The 22,135-nt window shown below is 60.9% G+C and carries 18 protein-coding genes; 9 read left to right on the forward strand and 9 right to left on the reverse strand.

Going from position 1 to position 22,135, the window contains the following annotated elements; translation table 11 throughout:
* Nucleotides 1-16 precede the first annotated feature (16 nt).
* Both FF098_RS07245 and trpE read left to right on the forward strand, forming a co-directional pair.
* Nucleotides 17-1,909, forward strand: a complete 1,893-nt coding sequence (locus FF098_RS07245) for a peptidylprolyl isomerase (RefSeq protein ID WP_155138857.1) — start codon at nt 17-19, stop codon at nt 1,907-1,909.
* Between the two features lie 3 nt (nt 1,910-1,912).
* Nucleotides 1,913-3,427 carry an anthranilate synthase component I gene (trpE, locus tag FF098_RS07250; RefSeq protein ID WP_166426373.1) on the forward strand — a complete coding sequence of 505 codons (1,515 nt, stop codon included), beginning with the start codon at nt 1,913-1,915 and terminating at the stop codon, nt 3,425-3,427.
* Nucleotides 3,428-3,430: 3 nt separating this feature from the next.
* On the opposite strand, the gene FF098_RS07255 is transcribed toward trpE, so the two are convergent.
* Complete coding sequence (locus FF098_RS07255; protein ID WP_166426374.1) at nt 3,431-4,450, reverse strand: divergent polysaccharide deacetylase family protein; 1,020 nt, start codon at nt 4,448-4,450, stop codon at nt 3,431-3,433.
* Between the two features lie 112 nt (nt 4,451-4,562).
* Between FF098_RS07255 and FF098_RS07260 the strand changes: the two genes are divergently transcribed.
* The 5 genes from FF098_RS07260 to lexA all read left to right on the forward strand — a co-directional run bounded on the left by FF098_RS07260 (nt 4,563) and on the right by lexA (nt 9,131).
* On the forward strand, nt 4,563-5,153 hold the full coding sequence (locus FF098_RS07260; protein ID WP_155138861.1) for an anthranilate synthase component II: 591 nt from the start codon (nt 4,563-4,565) through the stop codon (nt 5,151-5,153).
* A gap of 25 nt (nt 5,154-5,178) precedes the next feature.
* A complete protein-coding gene (gene trpD, locus FF098_RS07265; protein ID WP_155138863.1) occupies nt 5,179-6,201 on the forward strand; it encodes an anthranilate phosphoribosyltransferase in 1,023 nt (340 codons plus the stop codon).
* Complete coding sequence (gene trpC / locus FF098_RS07270) at nt 6,198-6,986, forward strand: indole-3-glycerol phosphate synthase TrpC (protein ID WP_155138865.1); 789 nt, start codon at nt 6,198-6,200, stop codon at nt 6,984-6,986. The genes trpD and trpC overlap by 4 nt, the downstream gene beginning before the upstream one ends.
* A 15-nt stretch (nt 6,987-7,001) precedes the next feature.
* Nucleotides 7,002-7,745 (forward strand): DUF2971 domain-containing protein, encoded by a 744-nt coding sequence (locus tag FF098_RS07275; RefSeq protein WP_155138867.1) that lies wholly within the window; start codon nt 7,002-7,004, stop codon nt 7,743-7,745.
* A gap of 660 nt (nt 7,746-8,405) precedes the next feature.
* Nucleotides 8,406-9,131 (forward strand): transcriptional repressor LexA, encoded by a 726-nt coding sequence (gene lexA, locus FF098_RS07280; RefSeq protein ID WP_155138869.1) that lies wholly within the window; start codon nt 8,406-8,408, stop codon nt 9,129-9,131.
* Nucleotides 9,132-9,143: 12 nt separating this feature from the next.
* On the opposite strand, the gene FF098_RS07285 is transcribed toward lexA, so the two are convergent.
* On the reverse strand, nt 9,144-11,264 hold the full coding sequence (locus FF098_RS07285; RefSeq protein ID WP_155138870.1) for a ComEC/Rec2 family competence protein: 2,121 nt from the start codon (nt 11,262-11,264) through the stop codon (nt 9,144-9,146).
* A 165-nt stretch (nt 11,265-11,429) separates the two neighbouring features.
* Here FF098_RS07285 and gltX point away from each other — a divergent pair, with 165 nt between their 5' ends.
* Both gltX and gltA read left to right on the forward strand, forming a co-directional pair.
* A complete protein-coding gene (gltX, locus tag FF098_RS07290; protein WP_155138872.1) occupies nt 11,430-12,833 on the forward strand; it encodes a glutamate--tRNA ligase in 1,404 nt (467 codons plus the stop codon).
* Nucleotides 12,834-12,947: 114 nt separating this feature from the next.
* Nucleotides 12,948-14,252 carry a citrate synthase gene (gene gltA, locus FF098_RS07295; RefSeq protein ID WP_155138874.1) on the forward strand — a complete coding sequence of 435 codons (1,305 nt, stop codon included), beginning with the start codon at nt 12,948-12,950 and terminating at the stop codon, nt 14,250-14,252.
* On the opposite strand, the gene lpxB is transcribed toward gltA, so the two are convergent.
* The 7 genes from lpxB to bamA all read right to left on the reverse strand — a co-directional run bounded on the left by lpxB (nt 14,249) and on the right by bamA (nt 22,065).
* Nucleotides 14,249-15,421, reverse strand: a complete 1,173-nt coding sequence (gene lpxB / locus FF098_RS07300) for a lipid-A-disaccharide synthase (RefSeq protein WP_166426375.1) — start codon at nt 15,419-15,421, stop codon at nt 14,249-14,251. The two genes, gltA and lpxB, sit on opposite strands and share 4 nt — an antisense overlap.
* A gap of 7 nt (nt 15,422-15,428) precedes the next feature.
* On the reverse strand, nt 15,429-16,298 hold the full coding sequence (locus tag FF098_RS07305; protein ID WP_155138878.1) for an LpxI family protein: 870 nt from the start codon (nt 16,296-16,298) through the stop codon (nt 15,429-15,431).
* 4 nt (nt 16,299-16,302) lie between these two features.
* Nucleotides 16,303-17,091: an acyl-ACP--UDP-N-acetylglucosamine O-acyltransferase gene (gene lpxA, locus FF098_RS07310; protein ID WP_155138880.1), complete on the reverse strand. Its 789-nt coding sequence runs from the start codon at nt 17,089-17,091 to the stop codon at nt 16,303-16,305.
* Between the two features lie 51 nt (nt 17,092-17,142).
* The gene (fabZ, locus tag FF098_RS07315; RefSeq protein WP_155138881.1) at nt 17,143-17,613 is read right to left on the reverse strand and encodes a 3-hydroxyacyl-ACP dehydratase FabZ; all 471 of its coding nucleotides are present in this window, start codon (nt 17,611-17,613) and stop codon (nt 17,143-17,145) included.
* 7 nt (nt 17,614-17,620) lie between these two features.
* Nucleotides 17,621-18,682 carry a UDP-3-O-(3-hydroxymyristoyl)glucosamine N-acyltransferase gene (gene lpxD / locus FF098_RS07320; protein WP_155138883.1) on the reverse strand — a complete coding sequence of 354 codons (1,062 nt, stop codon included), beginning with the start codon at nt 18,680-18,682 and terminating at the stop codon, nt 17,621-17,623.
* 158 nt (nt 18,683-18,840) lie between these two features.
* On the reverse strand, nt 18,841-19,464 hold the full coding sequence (locus tag FF098_RS07325) for an OmpH/Skp family outer membrane protein (protein WP_166426376.1): 624 nt from the start codon (nt 19,462-19,464) through the stop codon (nt 18,841-18,843).
* 72 nt (nt 19,465-19,536) lie between these two features.
* Entirely contained in the window at nt 19,537-22,065 is a 2,529-nt protein-coding gene (bamA, locus tag FF098_RS07330; RefSeq protein WP_229714535.1) for an outer membrane protein assembly factor BamA, read from the reverse strand.
* Nucleotides 22,066-22,135 lie beyond the last annotated feature (70 nt).

Here is a 22,135-nt window from a genome sequence, read left to right on the forward strand (position 1 = left end):
TGCAGGAGCGGAGTTCATGCTTTCGACGATCAGAAATGCGGCCACCGGGTTCGCCGGTCTCTTTATTCTTGTGCTTGCAATTTTGGCGTTCGCTTTTGTTGGCGTGCCGAGCCTGAGCAATTTTACCAAGCGCGCAGCCCTGACCGTTGGCGACGACAAGTTCGAAGCGACCGATGTTCGTGACGAGTTTACCCGGCAGGTCGATTATTACCGCCGCCAGACCGGCGAGAGCCTGACCAATGACGAAGCCGTTTCGGCTGGCCTGCTCGACGCGACGATCCAGACCCTCACCGCCCGCTCTGTGATCCAGCAGGAGGCACAGCGCCTGAACATGACCGCCACCAACGAAATGGTCGGCGATTACCTGCGTGCCGAGCCTGCCTTCGAGAACCCCAATTCGGGCGAGTTCGACCAGGAAGTGCTGATTGCCATCCTGCAGAACAACCGGATCACCCTCGACCAGTTCCGTGAGGAGATCGCGTTCGAAATCCTGCGTGACCACCTGCTCGGCTCCATCGGCGTGACGACACCCGCGCCGACCCCGTGGCTAGACCTGCAACTGAAGCGCCAGGGCGAAACACGTCAGGTCAGCTTCGTGTCGCTGACGACCCCGGCGGATGCCATTACTGCCCCGACCGAAGAAGAGCTGCGCGGCTTTTACGAAGCCAATTCCGACGATTACATGGCCCCGGAATATCGCACTTTCAGCGCCGTCATCCTGCGCAATGCTGATTTCGCCCAGGGTCTCGAACGCTCCGACGACGAATTGCGCCAGCTGTTCGAGTCCCGCAAGGCCTTGCTGTCGACACCCGAGACCCGCACCATCCGCCAACTGACCTATCAGACGCAAGAAGAAGCCAACGCAGCCTTCTCCCGCCTGGCCGGAGGCACGCCGTTCGAGCAACTGGCCGAGGAACAGGGCTTCCCGCTGGAACGCGTCACCTATGAAGGCGTAAGCGAAGACGATCTCAGCGACCCGACACTGGCGCGCGCCATCTTCTCCGAGACCGACCTCGGCGAGCCGATCGGCCCCATCGATGGCCTGCTCGGCTATACCGTCGCCGAAGTGATGGAGATCACGCCGGGTCAGGAAGCCGTTTTCGAGGAAGAGCGTGACGCCCTTGAAGCCGAACTGACGGAGAATGAAACCTCCCGCCGCCTGTTCGATGCGGTAGAGACGATCGAGCTCGCCCGCGACCAGGGCGCGACCCTGCAGGAAGCCGTCGCCGACCTGCCGAATGTCGAGCTCGTCACCTACGGCCCGGTCGACCGGAACCTGTTCACACCGGACAATGCGACGCTGGAAGACCTGCCGGTCGAAATCCTCAACGAGGCTTTCCTGCTGCAGGAAGGCGATGAGAGCCAGGTCATCGATCTGTCTGACGACACCGGCTATTTCACTGTCGCCGTCGATCAGGTCCGCGCCCCGCAGCTGCAGCCCTTCGAAGAAGTTCAGGCCGCCGTGCGCTCTGCCTACATGACCGAGCGTCGTCGCATCCAGACCGAGAAAAAACTGGCCAACCTTCGCAATGCCGTCTCCGGCGGTGCAAGCCTGACCGATGCTGCGCAGGAAGTCGGCGCTTCGGTGATCGACACGCGCGTCTCCTCCCAGGTCAATCCGCAGAACCTGCCACGGCCTTTCGTCACTACGCTGTTCGAGGCCGATCTCGGCAATCTCGTCAGCGCCTGGGCCGATGACGAGGTCACCGCCTATGCCGGCATCGTGCGCGACGCGACCTTCCCGGCCATGCCGCAGCAGGAACAGCTGATCGAGCTCTACAAGGAGGCGACCGGCCAGCAGATCGCCGTGGAGCTGCAACAGGCCTATCTTGCCGAACTGCAGAACGAGCTGACCGTCAGCCAGAACCCGGCGGAGATGGACCGCCTGTTCAGCTTCGGCACGGAATAGACAGTGTACGCCGTCACGCCCGAGTTCAGCGCCTTCGAGCAGGCTTACCGTGACGGTGAGGCGCAGGTCTTGTGCCGGAAAGCTGTCAGCGATCTCGACACGCCAGTCTCTGCATATCTCAAACTCGTCGGCGGGCGGAAGAATGCCTTCCTGCTGGAATCCGTCGAGGGCGGCGACCAGCTCGGTCGCTATTCGATCATCGGCCTGAAGCCGGACCTGATCTGGCGCGCCAAGGGTGATGACGTAGAAGTCAACGAAAAGGCTGCATCCGACCCGTCCGCGTTTAAACCCGCGAAAGGTCCGGTGCTCGACAGCCTGCGCGCCCTGCTCGACGCCTCCCATATCGACCTGCCGGAAAACATGGCGGCGAAGCTGCCGCCGATGTTTGCAGGCGTGTTTGGTTTTTTCGGCTATGACACGATCCGCCAGATAGAGCGCCTGCCGCAGCCGGAGGACAACGGCATCGGCCTGCCCGATGCGATCTTCATCCGCCCGACCATTCTCGCCGTCTTCGACAATGTGAAGCAGGAAATCACCTTTATCACGCCGGTGCGCCCGCAATCGGGCACCGATGCCCGCGCCGCCTATGCCCGCGCGTCGGAACGCCTCGCCGATATCATCGAAGACCTGCGCCGCTCCGTCCCGGCGGAAAGTCATCACACGGATGGCTACCCCGCGCCGGACTTCGTCTCCAACACGAGTGACGAGCGCTATACGCAGATGGTCGACATCGCGAAGGAATACATCAATGCCGGCGATATCTTCCAGGTCGTCCTGTCCCAGCGTTATGCCGCCGACTTCACCGCGCCGCCCTTCGAGCTATACCGCACCCTGCGCCGCCTGAACCCGTCGCCCTTCCTGTTCTTCCTCGATTTCGACGAATGCACGCTGGTCGGCTCAAGCCCGGAAATTCTCGTGCGCGTACGCGATAACGAGGTGACGATCCGCCCCATCGCGGGCACGAGACCACGTGGCGCGACACCGGACGAGGACCGCGCGCTCGAGGCCGAACTTCTCGCCGACCCCAAGGAGTGCGCCGAGCACCTGATGCTGCTCGACCTTGGTCGCAACGATGTCGGCCGCGCCGCGAAGATCGGCAGTGTTCAGGTTACGGACCAGTTCACCGTCGAGCGCTATTCCCACGTCATGCACATCGTCTCCAACGTCACCGGTCAGCTCTCGCCGGACTATGATGCGGTCGATGCGCTGATGGCGGGCTTTCCCGCCGGTACCGTTTCCGGCGCACCGAAGATCCGCGCGATGGAGATCATCACCGAGCTCGAAAAAGTCTCGCGCGGGCCATACGCGGGCTGCATCGGCTACTTCTCCGCCAACGGCAATGTCGACACCTGCATCGCGCTCAGAACCGCCGTGATCAAGGACGGGAAAATGTACGTCCAGGCCGGTGCCGGGATCGTCGCTGACTCCGTGCCGGAGATGGAAATCAATGAATGCCGTAACAAGGCCGGTGCCCTTATCCAGGCGGCGAAAGAGGCCTGCGCCCCCAAAGGTCAGTGAAACCTACCGCAGCCGCGCCATCGCTTTAGGCTCTTCCACCTCTTCCTCAACAGGCGTCTCAAGCCACTCCACCAGCGCACTCGCGGTAATAACCTCAAAGCCGCGCGCCCCAGCCGTCGCCGACCAGTCCTGCAATGCCGCCACGGTCGAGTTATACGGATGCCCGATGCCGATGGCGTACCCCTTGCTGCGGGCGACGCTTTCCAGCAGGCGCAGCTGCGCGGCGACCGTCTCCTCCGTCACTTCCTCATAGTCGGAATCGAGGAACACGTCACGATGGATATAGGCGGTACCGGTCTGGCCCGCCGCCGCCTCGACCGCTGTCGCGCCGGAGGTCACGCTGTCGATGAAATAGACGCCGTCCCGCTCGATCCGCTCAAGGACGATTTCCATGCGAAACGGATCGGCCGTCAGCCCCGAGCCCATATGATTATTTATGCCGCTATAGCCGGAAAACTTGCCCAAATTCAGCGCCAGCTTGCGGCGCAGTTCCGCCGGTGAGTCGGCAAGGCGCAGCGTGTCCGGCCCGGCGCTCGACACCCCATCCGCCCCGGCGGGCGCCATCGGCAGGTGCAGCATCACGTCATGGCCGGTCCGCCGCGCAAGATCGGCATAGAGCTGGGCGTCGCTCGCGTAAGGCAGGATGGAGAAGGTCATCGCCTCCGGCAGCAGCACCAGCTTGTCGAAAGCCCGCCGGTTCATGCCGATATCGTCGATGATGATGACGATCTTCGGCCTGTCGCCAGTGCCTGCCGTCGCAGCAGGCACCTCACGCCGCGTCGCCAGCAGCTTCTCGCTGCCCGTGTCGAAAAACGCCGCGCGCGTCGCAGCAGGCAAGACCGGCGCCGACTCCGCCTCGCCCGTTTCGACGACAGCCATTTCCCGCGAATCGACCGCCACGCCGCTGCCGATGCCATAGGCGATCGTGCCGCCGACCAGCACGCCCAGCGCCAGCAGCACCGCCATCTGCACGCTGCGGATAATACGCCGCGACACGGTCTGTTTTTCGGGGAAGAATTTCATACCGGTTCGGCGGCCTGTTCCCTGGGCGCTCCTTGGCAGACCCTCAGTAAAATCATGGACTTGTGTTGCATCGCGTCGCGCCATAGGTAAAGTGGCGAGGCTGGAGACTTCCATGATTCTGCTCATCGATAATTACGACAGTTTTACCTACAACCTCGTCCACCTCGTCGGCGGGCTGGAGCGGGAAATCGTCGTGCGCCGCAATGATGCGCTGTCGACCGCCGAGGCGCTGGCCATGAACCCCGAAGTCATCATCCTGTCCCCCGGCCCGTGCAGCCCGTCGGAGGCCGGCATCTGCGTGGAGACCGTCACTGCAGCTGCGGAAAAAAACATTCCTCTCATGGGCGTCTGCCTCGGCCACCAATCCATCGGCCAGGCCTTCGGCGCGACCATCTCCCGCGCGGGCCGCATGATGCATGGCAAGACCTCGACCATCAGTCACACTGCCGACCCGCTGTTCGACGGCATCCCCTCGCCCTTCACCGCAACGCGCTATCACTCGCTGGTCATCAGGCCCGACACCGTGCCCGACACGCTGGAGGTGCTGGCCAGCGCCGATGACGATGGCGAGATCATGGCCGTCCGTGTCCGGAACAAGCCGGTCTATGGCGTCCAGTTTCACCCGGAAAGCATCGCGTCGGAGCACGGCCTTGCCCTGTTCCGCAACTTCCTCGCCCTGACCGGCCAGAAACAGGCCGCCTGAGCCAGCCTCCCGAGAAAGCCGTCACATGACCTCTCCCGCCTTCGCCCCGATCCTGAAAAAGGCCGCTGACGGCCATATGCTGAGCGCTGACGAGGTCGGCACGGCCATGGGCATCATGCTATCGGGCGAGGCCAGCCCGGTGCAGATCGCGACCTTTCTCACCGCCCTGAAAGTGCGCGGCGAAACGCCGGAAGAGATCGCCGCCGCCGCAACCGCCATGCGCGAAAAGGCCGACCGGTTCGAGGGGCCGGCGGGCGCGATCGACACCTGCGGCACCGGCGGCGATGGCTCCAACACCTGGAATATCTCGACCGCCGTCGCCTTCGTGCTTGCCGCCTGCGGCGTGCCGGTCGCCAAGCATGGCAATAAGGCCGTCTCCTCCGCGTCCGGCTCGTCTGACGTGCTCACCGCCCTCGGCGTCAACATCATGGCCGACATGGATGTGGTCAAATCGGCCCTGAGCGATATCGGCGTCACCTTCCTGTTCGCCCAGCGCCATCACCCCGCCGTGCGCCATGTCGCCCCCGTGCGCGGCGAGATGGGAATGCGCACGCTGTTCAACATGCTCGGGCCCCTGACCAACCCGGCAGGCGCCGAATTCCAGCTGCTCGGCGTCTATGACAAGGCGCTGACCGAGCCGATGGCGAAGGTGCTGAAATCCCTCGGCGCGACATCCGCCTGGGTCGTCCATGGCTCCGACGGGCTCGACGAACTGACCACCACCGGCCCCAGCAATGTCACCGCGCTCGGCCGCGACGGCTCGATCTCTTCCTTCGAGGTCACGCCCGAGGAAGCCGGCCTCGAGACCACCGACCCCGCCGCCCTTGTCGGCGGCACACCGGAAGAGAACGCCGCCGCCCTGCGCCGCCTCTTGGAAGGCGAGCACGGCGCCTATCGCGACATCGTCTTGATGAACGCCGCCGCCGGCCTCGTCGTCGCCGGCAAGGCGGTGATGCTCTCCGATGGCGTCAAGCATGCGGCAAAGGCGATCGACGACGGCAAGGCCCTTGAAAAGCTGACCGCCCTCGTGCAACGGACCAATTCATGACAACAATTCTCGACCGCATCATCGACTACAAGCGCGACGAGGTCGCCGCCGCCAGGGCGCTGAAACCCCGTGCGCAGATCGAGGAAGAGGCCGCAGCCGCGCCGGAGATCCGCCCCTTCGCCCCGGCGCTCTCCCGCGCCGCGCAGTCGGGCTACGGCCTGATCGCGGAGGTGAAGAAGGCAAGCCCCTCGAAAGGCCTGATCCGTGCCGATTTCGACCCGCCCGCCCTCGCCAAGGCCTACGAGGCCGGCGGCGCCACCTGCCTCTCCGTCCTCACCGACGGGCCGAGCTTTCAGGGCGCACCGGATTACCTCCGCGCCGCCCGCGCCGCGACATCGCTGCCAGCCCTGCGCAAGGATTTCATGATCGACACCTATCAGGTGGCAGAGGCGCGCAGCTGGGGCGCCGACTGCATCCTGCTGATCATGGCCTGTCTTTCCGATACGCAGGCCGCAGAGCTGGAACACGCCGCCCACACGCTGAACATGGATGTGCTCATCGAGGTCCATGACGAGGAAGAGACCGAACGCGCCCTCGACCTCGCCTCGCCCCTCATTGGCATCAACAACCGAAACCTGAAGACCTTCGAGACGTCATTGTCCGTGTCCGAACGGCTGGCGAAAATGGTGCCCGAAGGCAAGATCCTCATCGGCGAAAGCGGCATCACCGAAAACGCCGACCTGCAACGCCTCGCAAAATCAGACATCCGCTGCTTCCTGGTCGGCGAAAGCCTGATGCGTCAGGAGGATGTGACACAAGCGACGAAGGCGTTGTTGGGGAAGTGAGCTCAATAAGAAGATATGACTGATAAAGATGATTTCATTAGATTGTTTCGATTCCGGTCGGTTAATGAATATTTGTGGCAGGAGTTAAGTTTTAGCGCTTTATTCGCAGGAAAACCCGAAAACTTGAATGACCCTTTCGATTGTCAGATTAACCCCTTCCATTCTCTCGATCGTGCAATAAAAAAAGGTGACACACAGAGGACGGAATATTTCAATAAAATAAAAAGCGTCTTTAAAAACCACAATCCCATGGAAAAAGAACCTGGGGTATGTTGCTTTTCATGCACGATGGAAGAGCCTCTTTTATGGTCTCATTATGCCGACGCACATAAGGGTGTTTGCTTAATGTATGACATACCTACTGATTACATTTCTCAGAAGTACAGCCCCACGAAAAGTAAAGATTTCTATTTTGTCGGAAGTACTAGCATCAATTATGGTGACAATGGCTATTATGAATGGCTTATTAACGGTGATTTAAATGAACCTATGGATGACGTCATACTAAATGCTAGCGTAAAACTTTTGAGCTACAAATCCAAAAAATGGGATTATGAACAGGAGTACAGGATTTTGATGAGCGATGCGGGGTTCATCGAGCTCGAACCGTCATTCCTCAAACAAGTTACATTCGGCTTACGAACACCCTCACGCCATAAGCAACTCTTACGCAAAACTGTTGGATCTGATGTGGAGTATGTCAGAACACTCAGAGACCCTGAAAGCGATTTCGGGCTCAAGTTTGAGGGCATCAGCTAACTCAATACTTATCCCCGCTCATCCACCACCCTTTATAACAATTCCCAGCCCCGGTGAGGACCGGGGCAAGGGATGGCGCTGCCCTTACCTGCGGGCGGCATCATCCAGCAGGCATCCCTGTCGCCTCTCCACAAGAGAGGGAGGAGCGGGCGCACGTCGGCGTTCGTGACAGGGATCGGCATTTCACTCAGGCGAGTGAACGCGAGAGCTCCCTCAGGGCCGCGCACCAGAATGCCGCCGTGGCGGGCGATATGCGCTTCAACGCTTGTCGCTATCGCGCTCAACGCTTCAGAAGAATGTCCGTCACGGGCCTTCCTCATTCTTTATATGCTCGCAGCTTCACAGCTGGCGGCGATATCAGTGCAGTTTAGTCTCGCCGAAGCCTGTAAGGCGGATTCCGCCTTACAGGCTTGGCTGCCAATCGTTTTACCGGTCAGGATTTGTCAAGGACGCGCCAAAGGCGCGCCGCGAAGCGGGCTACGCTCCTTGACTAATCCTGATCCGGTGAAACACCCCCGAATGGTAAACACAATTGATTCGCTTGACTCTTTTCCGTTTTCCCCATTGACGGGTGTTTGGAACATCAGTAGAACGTATATGATTTGTTCTACCGGTGAGTCGGCGCCTCTTTCACGGCCCGGCACGGAAAGGGAAAAGCCCATGTTGACCGCCAAGCAGCGCGAACTGCTCGTTTTCATCAACCAGCGCATCCGCGAGACCGGGGTCTCCCCCTCCTTCGACGAGATGAAAGAGGCGCTGGACCTGAAATCCAAGTCGGGCATTCACCGGCTGATCACTGCGCTGGAGGAGCGCGGCTTCATCCGCCGACTGCCGCATCGCGCCCGGGCGCTGGAAATCCTGCGCCTGCCTGATGATGTCAGCCAGCACGATATCCGCGCCCGCGGCTTCTCGCCGGAGGTGATTGAGGGCTCAGCCGGCCAGATGAAGGCGAAAACCGCCAGGCCGGGCAATGTCTCGACCGTCGCCCCCGCTGCCAACGACGCGGTGGAAGAGATCTCAGTCCTCGGCCGCATCGCCGCCGGCACGCCGATCACCGCCATCCAGGAAGAGCAGGACAGGTTCACCGTCCCTCGCTCCATGCTGCGCTCGGGCGAACATTTCGCCCTCGAGGTCCAGGGCGATTCCATGATCGACGCCGGCATCCATGATGGCGACATCGTTCTCATTCAGCGGGCGGATGATGCCATGTCCGGCGATATCGTCGTCGCCCTTGTCGATGACGAGGAAGCGACCCTGAAGCGCCTGCGCAAGAAAGGTGCGTCCATCGCGCTGGAAGCGGCCAATCCGCTCTACGAGACCCGCATTTTCGGCCCGAACCGGGTCAAGGTTCAGGGCAAGCTCGTCGGCCTGCTGCGGCAATACTAAGGACCGTACTGCTCAGCCGACGCCGCCAGCCGTCCACGGCCTGCTACCCCGCGCCGCGCGGTTGGTGCGTACCGAGATAGCGCCATCGCGCTCGATGGTAATGGCCAGCGTGCCGTCCCGAGCCAGCTGATCCGTCTCGATCAGTTGCGCACCGCATCTGTCAGCCCGCTCCGGCGCCACCGGATACCGCGCGATCACCAGCCGAGCCATGGCGCAATCCTCGGCAAGGCTCAGCGGGGTGTCGGATATGGCGATGCGCTGACCTTCGATGCTCAGTACACAGCCGGTCTCGTCGCAGGCAGCGCTCTCCCCCTCCCGGGCCAGTTCCGGCACCGTCATCGCATCCCGCAGGTAATCGCTCTGCCCGGCCTTGGTCAGCCAGACACCGGCGGCGAAGCGTTCGCGGTTGCGGTTGAGCAGCACGATCTCCTCGCCCATCCTGAAGGCGATATTCGCCGCCTCCGGCGCGACCACCAGATGCGGCTGCGGGTTATGCCCGCCGAGCATGAATCCGGCCAGCACCAGCACGAAACCGCCATAGCGCAGCGCGGTCTTCATCAGGCACAGCACCAGCCCACCCGCGAGAATCGTCAGGAACCCCGTCGAGCTCATCTGCGCCACATGCACCAGCGCCCCCGGCCAGCCGGAGACCATGGTCGCGATATCTATGACAAGGCCGACACCGAACGCCATCACCTGCCACGCGAACCCGTCGAGCCCGACTGGCATCAGCACCAGCCCCATGATCGCCGCGGGCATGATGACGAAGCCCATGATCGGCATCGCCAGCAAGTTCCCGGCAAGGCCATAGGCCGCAATGCGGTTGAAGTGGAACATGGCGAACGGCCCCGTCGCCCAGCCGGCAAGGATACTGGTCATTGCCAGCCCCGCCGTATACCGCCACACGCTGCCGACAGGCCCGCCCAGCTTGTTCTCCGCCAGCGGATCAAAGGGCTTGTCCAGTTCTCGTTTCTGCCACCATTCATAGGCAGCGATCAGCACGGTCACCGCCGCAAAAGACATCTGGAAACCCGCCTGGAACAGCGCTTCGGGCCTTATCACCAGTATCAGCGTCGCGGCAATCGCGACATTGCGCAGCGACAGCGCCCGCCGATCCATCAGGATCGCGATGAAGAAAATCCCGGCCATGATATAGGCCCGCTGCGTCGACCATGCCGCGCCGGAGATCGTCAGGTAAGCCGTCGCCCCCAGCAGCGCCGCTGCAGCCGCCCATTTCTTCACCGGATAATGCAGCGCCAGATATTCGCTCTGCACCAGGAGGAAGCGAATGACGAAAAACAACAGCCCGGCGGCAAGCCCCATATGCAGGCCGGATATGGCCAGCAGATGCGCCAGCCCGGCATCGCGCAGCGCCGCCTCGGTTTCAGGCGGCACCGCATCGCGCTTGCCGGTGATGAGCGCCACGCACACGGCAGCGACAGCCGGGCGGTCCGGCCCGATCGCATCAGTCACCCGCCGCCCCAGCGCTAACCTCAACGCCTCGATCCGATGGGCCATGGTGCGCTCGCCCTTCTCAAGAACGCGCGGTGCCGACACGGCAAAGCCAACAGCCCCGATCCGCTCGAAATAGAGCTGCCGGGCAAAGTCATAGGCTCCCGGCGCGACAGGCGCAGGCGGCGGTGACAGATTGCCCCTCAGCGAGATGACATCGCCCGGCGCCGCATCGAACCCGTCACCGCGCCAATTGAGCCGTATCTTCGCAGGTATCTTCTCTTCATCCATGTCGCCCAGCCGCGACGGCACGATCACCATCCGCCGCCCAGCCGGCCCCTCCTCGACCTCCAGCAGCAGCCCTTCTACTTCGACAAAACCGGTATCCGCCGTCAGTACAGGCGCAGCTACAATGTGGGTACGGACCATCGCCAGCACGAAGCCGGCGGCAATGGCCATGGCGACACCCAGTAAGGGTCTTGCCTGAAGTGGCAGGCTTGGCATGTACCCTGACACCACGCCCAGACCAGACAGGCACCCCGCCCCTGCCATCACCGTCCAGAACGGCGGCTCAGACGGCAAGCCAAAATAGAGCCCGATCCCGACGGCCAGAAACACCGGCAGCCACAGGAACCGGTTTGCCCGCTCCGCCCGCACCATGGTGGAAGCACGCGACAGCACCGCCTGCCCGAAGGCCTGCCAATCTGCCTGCCTGCCTCTTTTCCGGCTGGCGGCTTGAGTTTCCTGAATGAACGCCGTAGCTCTTGCCCCCTCAGGGTGTTAATGCCCCCACAAACCACGCAACGCCCGCCCGCAATCGCTCCAGGAAGGACAGGTACCAGACCGATGAGCCGACAGATCATCACCCGCTTTGCGCCATCACCGACCGGATATTTGCATATCGGCGGCGCCAGGACAGCCCTTTTCAACTGGCTTTATGCCCGGGGCAAGATCGCCGACGGCAACGGCAAGTTCCTGCTGCGCATCGAGGATACCGACCGCAGCCGTCACAATGAAGGTGCTGTCGCGGCCATTCTGGACGGCCTGTCATGGCTCGGCCTCGACTGGGATGGCGAGCCGATTTCCCAGTTCGAGCGCGCCCCGCGCCATGCCGAGGTCGCCAGCCAGCTGCTGGAACAGGGCCGCGCCTATCGCTGCTGGCTTGCCGGGGACGAGCTCAATGCCGCCCGCGAAGAAGCCAAGGCAGCCGGCAAGCGCTTCGAGAGCCCATGGCGTGACGCGACCGGCGGCTTCCCCGATGGCCCCTCTTCGATCCGCCTGAAGGCCCCGCGCACCGGCGAAACACTGGTAGAGGACCTGATTCAGGGCGATGTCCGCTTTCCGGCGGAGGCGCTGGACGATATGGTCCTCCTGCGCTCAGACGGCACTCCGACCTATATGCTCGCCGTTGTCGTCGACGACCATGACATGGACATCACCCATGTGATCCGCGGCGACGACCACCTCGTCAATGCCGGCCGCCAGCAGCAGCTCTATCAGGCGCTGGACTGGGACATTCCGGCCTTTGCCCATGTGCCGCTGATCCATGGCCAGGACGGGGCCAAGCTGTCCAAGCGCCATGGTGCGCTTGGCGTCGAGGCCTATCGCGATCTCGGCTACACGGCTGCCGGCCTGTCCAACTACCTGCTGCGCCTCGGCTGGTCCCATGGCGATGACGAGATTATCCCGGTCGACAAGGCAAAGGAATGGTTCGATGTCACCGGCATCAACAAGGCGCCGTCCCGACTCGACATCGACAAGCTGAACTATGTCAACGCGCATTACCTGCACCAGATGGATGATGCAGCGATGATCGCTGCGGCACAGCCCTTCCTCGCCGGCGTTGCGGTAACGGATACCCTCAAACAGCGCCTCGAGCGCGCCGCCCCCTTCCTGAAGGAGCGGATGCAGACCTTCGCCGACATTGCCGAAGTTGCGCAATTCGTGACGATCGAGCGACCGCTGGACGTGTCAGGGAAAGCAGCCAAGCCCCTGAAAAAAGAGGGTGTTTCTGATACTCTTCAGGAAATTGCGGAGCGTCTTGTCGCCATCAGTGACTGGCAAGAGGAAGCTCTTGAACAGTCCCTGAAGGACTATGCAGAGGAGAAAGGCGTCGGCTTCGGTCAGGTCGGCCCGCCTCTTCGCGCGGCCCTGACTGCCGGGCATCCTTCACCGTCTCTGGGGCAGGTGCTCTACGCCCTCGGAAAGGAAGAATCGCTCGCCCGGATCAGGGACCAGATCGAGACTTAGAGCGACATCTCAGACAACTGCGGCAAATCTCATCACCGGGCTGGATATATTTGTAACAGGCCCTATTATCCGGCCAACATTCCCGGAATTTTGCATCGCACAACGGAGTAGACCATGGATAGCAATATGAAGCCCAATGGCGACGTTATTTTCAAGATTGATGACAAGGAATTGACACTACCTGTCTACAGCGGCACCCACGGCCCGGATGTCGTCGACATCAGCAAGTTCTACAAAGAGAGCGGCATGTTCACGCTCGACCCGGGCTTCACCTCCACGGCGAGCTGCGAGTCCCACATCACCTTTATCGATGGCGACGAAGGCACGCTTCTCTATCGCGGCTATCCGATCGACGAGCTGGCAGAGAATTCCGATTTCATCGAGGTCGCCTACCTGCTGCTATCCGGCGAATTGCCCGATGAAGACCAGTATGCCGGTTTCAAGGACGACATCACCTATCACACCATGGTGCATGAGCACTTCAAGCAGTTCTATGATGGCTTTCGCCGCGATGCCCATCCGATGGCGATCATGTGTGGCGTCGTCGGTGCCCTGTCGGCTTTCTATCACGACTCCACTGACATTCATGACCCGGAGCAGCGCAAGATCGCCTCGCACCGCATGATCGCGAAGATGCCGACGATTGCCGCCATGGCCCACAAATACTGCGTCGGCCAGCCTTTCGTCTCGCCGCGCAACGAGCTGAGCTATACCGAGAACTTCCTGCGCATGTGCTTCTCCGTTCCGGCTGAGGACTACGAGGTCAACAAGACCCTTGCCAAGGCGCTGGACAAGATCTTCATCCTTCATATGGACCACGAGCAGAACGCCTCGACCTCGACAGTTCGCCTTGCCGGTTCCTCCGGCGCGAATCCGTTTGCCTGTATCGCTGCCGGCATTGCCTGCCTGTGGGGCCCGGCCCATGGCGGCGCCAACGAGGCAGCCCTGAAAATGCTGCAGGAGATCGGCACCAAGGACCGTATCCCGGAGTATATAGCGAAGGCGAAAGACAAGTCCGATCCGTTCCGCCTGATGGGCTTTGGTCACCGCGTCTACAAGAACTACGACCCGCGCGCCCAGGTCATGCAGAAGGCCTGCCACGAGGTTCTTGACGCCCTCGACATCAAGGATGACCCGCTGCTTGAAGTTGCAATGGAACTGGAGAAGATCGCCCTCGAGGACGAGTACTTCATCGAGAAGAAGCTCTATCCGAATATCGACTTCTATTCCGGCATCACGCTGAAGGCGATGGGCTTCCCGACCTCCATGTTCACCGTACTTTTCGCCGTCGCCCGTACTGTCGGCTGGATCGCGCAGTGGCAGGAAATGCTGGAAGATCCAAACCAGCGCATCGGCCGTCCGCGCCAGATCTATACCGGCGCGGCCAAGCGCAGCTTCGTTGCCCGCGACAAGCGCTAGGGTTTGCTGGCTGCCAAGCGCAGGACTGCCTCAGCAGCCCGCGCCGCCGCAGGCTCATCGCCGAGACCCAGTTTCGGCAGGAAATCATCGAAAGCCGTCAGCTGCAGTTGGCGGCTTTCTTCATGGTTCAGTATCCGGGTCACTTCCTCTGCCAGCATCGCCCCTGTGCAGTCTTTCTGCAGCAGTTCGGGGATAATCTCACGCTGGGCTGCGATATTCAGGATAGAGACGAAATCCGCCGTCATGACGCGCTGGGCCCAGTAATAGGTCAGCTCGTCGACGCGATAAGCGACGACCATCGGCGTACGGGCGATGGCAAGTTCCGTCGAGACGGTGCCGGACGCTGCCATCGCCGCATCGGCCGCTCGAAAGACGCTGAATCTATCCTCGGGTGACGCATATAGAATTAGATCATCGAGCGGCGCGAACAGCTCTCGCGTCATCGGCTCCACTGCTGCTGATGGCGTCATCACGAATTTCAGGTCCGGCATCTGCGCATGTAACAGGCGGATTGCGTCGCTGAAGGGGTCGGCGAGACGGGAGACTTCGCCGCGGCGGCTGCCGGGCAGCACAAGCAGGATCTGGTCATCCACCAATCCATTGGCCTCCCGCCAACCCTGCGGGTCAGCTTCCTGGCGGGCGGCGCGTTCGAAATTCGGATTACCGACGAATTCTGCCGCCACGCCCTCGCGCTCGAAATAGGCCGGCTCGAATGGCAGAAGTGTCAGTACCGCATCAAAATACTCTTTCACGAAATCGACCCGCTGCGGGCGCGATGCCCAGACCTGCGGCGCGGCATATTTCACGACCTGAGTATCCGGCGAATATTTCTTCATCCGCTTGGCGCCGATGCGACTGAAGGTCCATCCATCGATGAAGATGGCGATATCGGCTTTCTCTCTTGCAGCCAGTTCCGCCAGTTCTTTCGCCCGCTTCATGCCTTCGGGAATCGCTCCGATCACATCGGTAAAGCCGACGACAGAAAAGGCATCGATGGAAAACGCGGTCTCGAAACCGGCCTTGGCCATTTGCTCGCCACCACAGCCGAAGAAGCGCGTCCCTTCAGGGGCTCGCTGTTTCAGCTCAGTATAAAGTGCCGCCCCTAGACCATCACCGGATGGCTCTACGGCGGCGAGCATGATCGTCAGCGGTCTGTCGGATGTGCTCATCCGGCCCTCATCGCGGTTGCAGGTCTTCGCCGGTAAATCCGTAGACGAACAGGCCGCTTTCATCGGCGGCCGCGGCGACATCTTCGCGGTCGATAATCAGTCCTGCCTCTGCCTCAATGGCGATCCCGGCAAGTCCTGCAGCGGCGGCATTGCGCACCGTCTCGATGCCGATGGTCGGCAGGTCTACGCGTAATTCCTGGCCGGGTTTGGGGCGTTTCAGCAGCACGCCACGGCGACCGATTTCCTCATCAGGCTCATAGCCGCGCATATCCTCCGGCAGGGATGCGCAGCGCTTGAGCATGGCATCGGTTCCCTCTGCCGCCTCGATCGCCAGTACATGGCCATTGCGCACCACAGCCGCCTGCCCGACATCGAAACTGCCCAGCGCCTTGACGACCTCAGCCGCCTTGGCCAGGTCCGCGAGGTCGCGGTCGGACGGCGCAAGTTGACCGATTGCGCCTGCAGGAGCGAACAGATTGTCCGCCACCTCCTCTGCGCCGACAACCAGAAATCCTTCAGCCTCGAACAGTTCGACCAGCGTGTTGAGCAGCGCCCCGTCACCGCGCCGGGCGGCAGCGATGACCTTGGGCAGCAATGCCGCCGCCCGCCAGTCGGGCTTCAGTTGCGCAAAATTCGGCCGGGAAACAATGCCCGCCATGACGACGGCATCGCAGCCCTGTTCCTTCAGCACCCGGACGAGCTTGCCAAATTCAGCGATATAAACGACCTCGCCGTCATAGGCATTCAGCGCCTCGTCGGTATAGCCTTTCAGCCGGATGACGTAATACGGGCTGTTCGTCGTGTCGCATGATCGCGCCAGCCTGATCGGCAGATTGCCGCCGCCTGCGATGATGCCGAGTTTCGTCCAGCGCTTCATCGCCTTATCCTCTTGGCGTGCAAAGCGCGCGCGAGGAATCCGCTTTCATGAACTCGATGATCGTCATGACTTCCTTCGAGTGCGAGAACATGGACGTCACATCCTCAATGCGCTCCTGCAACGTGCCTTCTCTGGCAAACAGCAGGCGATATGCCGCGCGGATATCGTGGATGACCTGGCGGGACGTGCCGCGCCGCTTCATGCCGACGATATTCAGCCCTTCAAGGCGCGCATGGTTGCCGATGACCGAGCCGTACGGAATGACATCCATGGTCACCAGCGCGGCGGCACCGACAAAGGAATAGATCCCGACCCGGCAATACTGGTGGACGGCGGAAAGTCCGCCCATGAACACGAAATCGCTGACGATGACATGCCCGCCCAGCGTCGCATTGTTCGCCATGATGACATTGTTGCCGACGATGCAGTCATGGGCGACATGAGTCGCTGCCATGAACAGGCAATTATCACCGATCACCGTCTGCCCGCGCCCTGATACGGTGCCAGGGTTCATCGTGACATGTTCGCGAATGGTGTTGTTCTTGCCGATGATCAGCTTTGTGTCCTCACCCTTGTAGCCAAGATGCTGCGGCGGTCCACCCAGCACGGCAAAGGCGTGAACGACTGTGTTCTCCCCCAGATGGGTATGCCCGGTCAGCACGACATTGCCGAGCAGCTTGACGCCCTTGTCCAGGACAACATCGGGGCCGACCTGACAGAACGGTCCGATTTCGACATCATCCGCAATGCTTGCTGCCGGATCGACAAGGGCAGTCTGATGAATGCTGGCCATGGGTATCACTTTCGGGAACAACCGGTCGGCACCGGCAATTGTCAGTAGACGTTATACGGGCGCCGTCAGCATGGCAGCAAAGCTTGCTTCGCACACAACCTTGCCATCGACTTCGACCTTGCTTTCGAATTTCCAGACCGGCGGGCGCTTCTGGGCGACACGCACATGGATATGCAGCTGGTCGCCGGGCACGACCGGACGGCGGAATTTCGCCTTGTCGACGCCCATGAACAAAACGATGCGCTCGCTAGTATCGAGGTTCTCGACATGTGCGGTATAGGCCGCCGCCGTCTGGGCCATTGCCTCGATAATCAGCACACCGGGCATCACTGGCTTGGCAGGAAAATGCCCTTCGAAAAACGGCTCGTTGATGGTGACATTCTTGATGCCGGTGCCGCCATTATCCTTTGTGATGTTGATGATCCGATCGACCATCAGCATCGGATAGCGATGCGGCAGGATCTTCATGATCTCGGCGATCTGAAGCGGTTCCAGATATTCTTGTGTGTCCGTATCCGACATGTTGTTCCTACTCTTCACCATTCTTGTCGGAGCCCGCTTTTTTGGGGCTCGGCTTAGCCAGTTTCGCCAGAGTCGCGATTTCCTTGAAATACTGCCGCGCCGGTTTTGCGGGCATCCCGGCCCAGGACTCTCCTGGCGGCACATCGCGCATCAGCGCAGACCGGGCATAAATCATGGCACCGGCGCCGATATTGACGTGATCGCTCAACACGACCTGCCCGCCCAGCATGGCCCCGTCGCCAATGGTACAGCTACCCGAAATGCCGCACATGCCGGCAAGCGCGCAGTTCTTACCGATGACAACATTATGGGCGATCTGCGAAAGGTTATCGATCTTGGTGAAGTCGCCGATCATGGTATCGGCCAACGCGCCGCGATCGACCGTTGTATTCGCCCCGATCTCGACCTCGTCTCCCAGGATGACCCGGCCAAGCTGCGGCACGCGTAACTGCCGCCCCTCATGGACGACGAAACCAAAGCCAAGCTCCCCGATACGGGCGCCGGCAAGGATACGGCAACGCTCGCCGATCAACGAATGACTGATCGAGACATGCGCACCAACCCAGCAGCCCTTGCCCAGAACGACGCCCTGCCCGATTACCGCATTCGGCCCGATCGTACAGTCATCGCCGATCTCAGCGCCATCACCAATAATGGCGGAAGGATGAATATTACAGCCAGTGCCAATCCTGGCATCTCCAGTACCCGTCGGCAGGACAGTCGTTTCGGTTATCGACGTATGCATGCTGCCGGCCAGAACGGCAAAGGATGCACGCACATTGGCGCAGGCGATCAACCCTGTCTTTTCATGCAGCCCAGCCTCGCGCGCAGCGTCCAGAAGACGCTCCGGAATCAGACACGCTGCCGGCGGATTATCGGCGACGCCTGAAAGCAACTTTGCATCGCGCACGAACATGGCCGCGCCCGCGCGATCCGCGCTTTCGGTACCGCACACATGGCTTATTTTCGCATCCGTCAGGCTGTCATCAACCACAACGCCTTCGCACATCGCCGCCGCCTGGGCGAGATCAACAGGATCGGCAGTGGTGAAGAAGCGTGAATCTGGCATGGAATATCCGTTGTTGCAGGAATTTTGATGAACGCCTGCGCGGTTCGTGTCAACCGTGACAGCCTGGGGTGACCATAAAGAAAAAGCCTGCCAAAAGGCAGGCTTTTCGGGTTCCTGGCGTCAGATACAAACGCCGGTATTCAGAATTTGCAGGCTAATTATTGCTGTTGAGCCTGCTGGGCGGCCTGCGCCTGGCGGGCAGCTTCCTGCAGGTCAACTTTCTCGACCTTGACCGTCGTCAGCTTGGCGTCGAGGCGTTTCAGCGCTTCATCCGTAATGTCAGTCGATTTGGCCGCGTAGAGCACATCGCTACGTTCCAGAAGAAGCGTCGCGCCACGCTCGTTTACGATCGCTTCTAGGATCGGGCCAGCTGCTTCATTGATCTGGGAAATAGCCTTCTGCTCGGCGAGATTCAGTTCGCGAACCTTTACTTCCCGCAGGACTGGAATGTTCTGACGACGCACCGCAAGCTTGCGGGCTTCCTCGGTAAAGGCCTCCTCAGTCATGGTGTCCTGCTTGCCCTGAAGCTCCTCGGCGGAAGAGACCAGCTCGTTCACAGTCGTCTCGAGTTCGCTGTTCGCAGAGTTCTGCAGCGTTTCCATCTGGTTGGCTATGGACTCGCCGGCCTTGGACAGGCCGATAAGGCGCGCCTGGTCCACGATCAGGATAACCGGGGCGTTGGCAGAAGACTGTGCCTCGGCGGAGGGCATGATCTGGCTGACGCCAACCGAAGCGGCGAGAATGCCTGCCGCAGCAAGGGCGATAAACGATTTCGATTTCATAAACATGGTCTTGCCTGTTGTTTGAGTACTGGTCACTTTGCCCCCCGGATCAGAAATTCATGCCATCACAGCCTAGAACTGTCCACCGGCACTGAAGCGGAAGGATTCCGTCTCGTCATAGTCCTCGCGAAGGATAGCCTCAGCGATATCGATACGAACCGGGCCGAACGGCGAGTTCCAGTCGATAGAGATACCAGCCGAAGCACGCAGAGACAGATCGTCCTGGATCGGTTCATCAAAGATGCCATCGCCATTGTAATCGACATAATTGGCGATGTCGTCGTTCAGGCGCTTGTCATCCTCATCTACGATACCGGCAGTACCGACATCGGTAAAGAGCGACGCCCGGATGCCGTATTCCTCCGGGAATGGCAGCGGCAGCAGCATTTCAGCCGTACCGACGACGAAGGCCTTGGCACCGATGGCGCGATCGCGCTGGCCCTGCGGACGCACTTGACGTGGACCGATACCGGCGATCTCGAAGCCCCGGAAGGTCGAGCCGCCGCGATAGAAACGGTCCGTCAGGCGGATCTTGTCACCACCCCAGCCATCGACATAGCCGACATTCAGCTTCAGCGAGCCGACGAAGTCAAACGGCAGCGACTTGTAGTGAGCCGATGCAAACTGCGTCTTCAGGTACTGAACGTCGCCACCGACACCGGCGAATGTCTGCGACAGGCTTGCCCGCCAGCCATTCGTCGGACGATACGGATTGTCCAGACGGTTGAAGTTCAGCGAATAGCCCAGCGCCGATGTCAGGAAGTCCCCGCGGGATTCACAGGTCGGTTGCAGCTGGTTGGCGATGAAGTCACAGAATTCACCCGACACCGCAAAACCGCCCTGGGACGGGCTCGTGGTGAAATCCGCGCCCGGCAATACGAGCGTAGAAGCATCGTCCTCGTCCTCGACAAAGCCGGTGAAGTTGGATTCGATCAGGACGCTGTCGCGACGCAGAAGGTAGTTCAGGTTCAGGCGGGCCGATTCAGAGACCGGGAAGCCGACATTGAGGCCGCCGCCGAGACTGTCCTGCACGAAGCCGGCTTCTTCGTAATCAAGCCGCGTGTTGTAGACATCGAAACCGGCAGCCAGGTTACGGTCGAGGAAATATGGCTCCCTGAAGCTCAGCTGGGCGGAACGCGTCCGCGAGCTGGCCCGCAGGTCGAGCTGCAGCAGCTGGCCGCGGCCAAGCAGGTTACGTTGCTCGATCGACATGTTGGCGATGAAATTGTCCGTGGACGACACACCGGCACCGACGGAGAACGAACCGGTCGACTGTTCGGTGACCTTCAGGTCCAGAATGGTCCGGTCCGGTGCGGAGCCCGGGGATTCGGAAATCTCGACATCGGAGAAGTAACCGAGCCCCTGAACACGACGCTCGGACCGCTCGACAAGGATCTTGTTGAAAGCGTCGCCTTCGATCAGGCTCATTTCACGGCGGATGACGCGATCGAGCGTGTTGGTGTTACCGCCGATATTGATCCGTTCGATATAGACGCGCGGGCCTTCGTTCACACGGAAGGTAACATCGACCGTGCGCGCTTCGGTATTGCGGGTCAGCTGCGGGTTCACATCGACGAAGGCATAGCCGGAGATACCCGTTGAGTAGGTTATCGCCTCTGTCGCGCTTTCGATCAGCTCGCTGTTGAAGGTCGTCCCGCTGCGGATCGGCACCGTACGGCGCAGCAGGTCTTCATTGACCCTTTCCAGGGTCGTCTGGACATCGATATTGCCAAACTCGTATTTGGGGCCTTCATCAACCTGGAAGGTGATGAAGAATTCCTCGCGGTCCGGCGTCAGCTCGGCAACGGCGGAAACCACCTGGAAGTCGGCATAACCGCTCTGCGTATAGTGCTTGCGCAGCAGCTCGCGGTCATATTCCAGACGATCCGGATCGTAGTTGTCATTGCTCTCGAAGATGTTCCACCAGCGGCTTTCCGCGGTCAGGACGACATCGCGAAGCTCCGCATCCGTGTACACATCATTGCCGATGAAATTGATCTTGGAGACGCCGGTCACCGGGCCCTCATCGATCTCGAAGATGACATCGACGCGGTTCTGCGGCAGTTCGGTGATCTTCGGCGTCACTGTCGCAGCAAAGCGCCCGGACCGGCGATAGACCTCGATGATTCGCTGTACGTCAGACTGCACCTTGGACTGCGTGTAGATGACACGCGGCGCCAGCTGCACTTCTTCGGCGAACTTGTCTTCCTTGGTGCGGCGATTGCCTTCGTAGATAATGCGGTTGACGATCGGGTTTTCCTCGACCTCGACAACCAGCACGTTATCGACGAGAGCGATGTTCACGTCGCTGAACAGGCCCGTGCCGAACAGTGTTTTCAGCGCCGTATCGAGGCTCTGCTGGTCGACCTGCTGGCCGGCACCGATGGTCAGGTAGGAGCGGACAGTGTCCGCCTCGATGCGCTGGTTACCCTGCACGACAACCTGGCGGACGAGCGCCGTCTGTTCCTGCTGAGCGGTTGGCGCAGGGGCATCCGGCACCGGTTGCGTCTGCGCTGCAGCCTGTCCTGAGATGATCAGGGCTGCAGCAACCGGCAGCACGCTGACAGATTTCAGTACCGCGCGCCGCAGCCGCGAAAACACAATAAAAGGTGCTCGATGCATCCCTGCACTCATCCTATACCCTCTCCGCCCAGTCCTGTATCCTGTATTG

The sequence above is a fragment of the Aquisalinus luteolus genome, from assembly GCF_009712425.2.
Taxonomy (GTDB): domain Bacteria; phylum Pseudomonadota; class Alphaproteobacteria; order Caulobacterales; family Parvularculaceae; genus Aquisalinus; species Aquisalinus luteolus.

Coding starts and splice junctions, on each gene's coding strand:
- lpxD (WP_155138883.1), bottom strand. CDS start 18,682: ATGCCAGATTCACGCTTCTTCACCACTGCCGATCCTGTTGATCTCGCC.
- FF098_RS07245 (WP_155138857.1), top strand. CDS start 17: ATGCTTTCGACGATCAGAAATGCGGCCACCGGGTTCGCCGGTCTCTTT.
- gltX (WP_155138872.1), top strand. CDS start 11,430: ATGAGCCGACAGATCATCACCCGCTTTGCGCCATCACCGACCGGATAT.
- lpxB (WP_166426375.1), bottom strand. CDS start 15,421: ATGAGCACATCCGACAGACCGCTGACGATCATGCTCGCCGCCGTAGAG.
- FF098_RS07325 (WP_166426376.1), bottom strand. CDS start 19,464: ATGAAATCGAAATCGTTTATCGCCCTTGCTGCGGCAGGCATTCTCGCC.
- gltA (WP_155138874.1), top strand. CDS start 12,948: ATGGATAGCAATATGAAGCCCAATGGCGACGTTATTTTCAAGATTGAT.
- FF098_RS07275 (WP_155138867.1), top strand. CDS start 7,002: ATGACTGATAAAGATGATTTCATTAGATTGTTTCGATTCCGGTCGGTT.
- lexA (WP_155138869.1), top strand. CDS start 8,406: ATGTTGACCGCCAAGCAGCGCGAACTGCTCGTTTTCATCAACCAGCGC.
- FF098_RS07260 (WP_155138861.1), top strand. CDS start 4,563: ATGATTCTGCTCATCGATAATTACGACAGTTTTACCTACAACCTCGTC.
- trpC (WP_155138865.1), top strand. CDS start 6,198: ATGACAACAATTCTCGACCGCATCATCGACTACAAGCGCGACGAGGTC.
- fabZ (WP_155138881.1), bottom strand. CDS start 17,613: ATGTCGGATACGGACACACAAGAATATCTGGAACCGCTTCAGATCGCC.
- FF098_RS07305 (WP_155138878.1), bottom strand. CDS start 16,298: ATGAAGCGCTGGACGAAACTCGGCATCATCGCAGGCGGCGGCAATCTG.
- lpxA (WP_155138880.1), bottom strand. CDS start 17,091: ATGGCCAGCATTCATCAGACTGCCCTTGTCGATCCGGCAGCAAGCATT.
- trpD (WP_155138863.1), top strand. CDS start 5,179: ATGACCTCTCCCGCCTTCGCCCCGATCCTGAAAAAGGCCGCTGACGGC.
- FF098_RS07255 (WP_166426374.1), bottom strand. CDS start 4,450: ATGAAATTCTTCCCCGAAAAACAGACCGTGTCGCGGCGTATTATCCGC.